2 protein-coding genes and 1 pseudogene are annotated in these 1,564 nt (G+C 49.2%); 2 read left to right on the forward strand and 1 reads right to left on the reverse strand.

The genetic code is table 11. The annotated features are described in order from the left end of the window. The first annotated feature begins 334 nt into the window (after positions 1 to 334). Positions 335 to 814, forward strand: coding sequence for a hypothetical protein (locus Q7U10_02300; GenBank protein ID MDO8281451.1), 480 nt, complete (start codon positions 335 to 337; stop codon positions 812 to 814). Positions 815 to 1,012: 198 nt separating this feature from the next. Next, positions 1,013 to 1,289 (forward strand): annotated as a pseudogene (locus Q7U10_02305) (putative addiction module antidote protein). Between the two features lie 35 nt (positions 1,290 to 1,324). On the opposite strand, the gene Q7U10_02310 reads toward Q7U10_02305, so the two are convergent. Next, the coding region (locus tag Q7U10_02310; protein MDO8281452.1) for a CcdB family protein at positions 1,325 to 1,564 on the reverse strand (240 nt) is incomplete at its 5' end.

The raw sequence follows: 1,564 nt of genomic DNA on the forward strand, positions 1-1,564 counted from the left end.
TGAGTCGAAGCGGGTTTGTTGTACTTTGTTCATCGGGATGATTCCTCAGTAGTCGTGCTCGGCATTGAGCACGTGAGGAATTATCTTTGATGCAAAACACAGGAAGGGTGTTCTGCCGCGTAGCGGCTTCGTTCAACAAGAAGTTATGCTGGAATACTTCAAACGTGGTCTGAAAACTAAAGATCGGTTATTCGCAATCCCCGCAGGCAGGGCCTAACAAATTGCACCACGGCAAAAACTTGGCTCTTGTGGTTTTGTGTTACTAGCTGCACTCAAATATTAACACAAACCCACGCCAACGCAGTTTCGCGTGTACAAGGTCTTAGGCAATCTAATGGCATCGTTTCCTTCAATTCTCTTGAATCGGCTTTGGCACTCGACTACGCACGAGCGCTATGAGTTGATCCTTAAAGCGGGAGTCATTCTTCCTGAGCCAGGAATTCCTGATAGCGCTCGTTGGTGTACTACACAGGGAGCAAAGCATTATCCTTATGTGCGCACATTGGGCGGCGTTAGCCTTTTCGATTTTACCGATTTCGATCCTGAGCTATATGGGAAAAATTACACGGCCAGTTGGTTTACCTTTGTACCATTAGACAACAATGGCGGAAACAAGGTTTGGATCGAAATAAATCGAGACTTGGTCCGAAATTCATTGATTGAAGGTAGAGCATTAGTTGATCGCTGGAAGCGAGAAAATGCATATGGCCACAATATTATGCCTATCATTGAAGTGGCTCATATTGGGCCAATCAATGTAACCTCGTTCGCTCAGGTGCTGTGCTACGTTAATGGTACTTGGCGCGACATATAAGGTACAGAGTCTGGCGCATGCCTAACAGAGACAAAATAGACTAACGAGACTTCCCTCGGCTCAGTTGACACCCTGACCTAACTGTCCAGTCGATCCAGATGAATTTGACGATTGGCTTGCCAGCCTCAAGGACTTGAGAGCGCGCGCAAGATATCGAACGGGCGAAGTCATTGGTCAAGAAGTACGAGGAGTTTCTAGATGACTGGTCTTAAACGATTTGACGCAGCCGACTATCTGGATAGCGAGGAAATGATAGCGGAGTACCTGTCTGCAGCACTGGAGTACGAAAATCCAGATGTCTTCCTCGCCGCAGTGTCTGATGTCGCAAAGGCGAGAGGAATGACCTCTATTGCCAACAGCACCGGATTGGAGAGAGAGCCTCTACAAAGCGCTGGCCCCTGGTGCAAAGCCACGATACGCGACTATTGTCAAAGTGCTGCATAGTCTGGGGGGCAGGCTGACTGTTCTTCCGTGATAGTCATACCCCTTTGCCTGGATAGAAACACGAAGCTATATCCCCGACAGCACAAAATCCACAGCCGCAACAATCTCGGAGCGAAGCGCTGACAGATCATAAGATTGAGCACCGAGTTGGCTGCGATCAATCCCCGCAATGTCTTGAGTGATCGCAAAGAATGTCTCGCCATCAAGCGCGAAGGACGGGTTCAGTCTCGACAGGCTCATGGGGGCTGCGATCTTGGCGGGGGAGAGGGGTATGACCAGCGTTGTTTTCAGGTCGCTCAGCAAGTC

It is taken from the genome of Thermodesulfovibrionia bacterium (assembly GCA_030646035.1).
Taxonomy (GTDB): domain Bacteria; phylum Nitrospirota; class Thermodesulfovibrionia; order UBA6902; family UBA6902; genus JACQZG01.

Excerpts from the sequence above, each read along its gene's own strand:
- Q7U10_02300 (MDO8281451.1), top strand. The coding sequence starts at position 335 with ATGGCATCGTTTCCTTCAATTCTCTTGAATCGGCTTTGGCACTCGACT.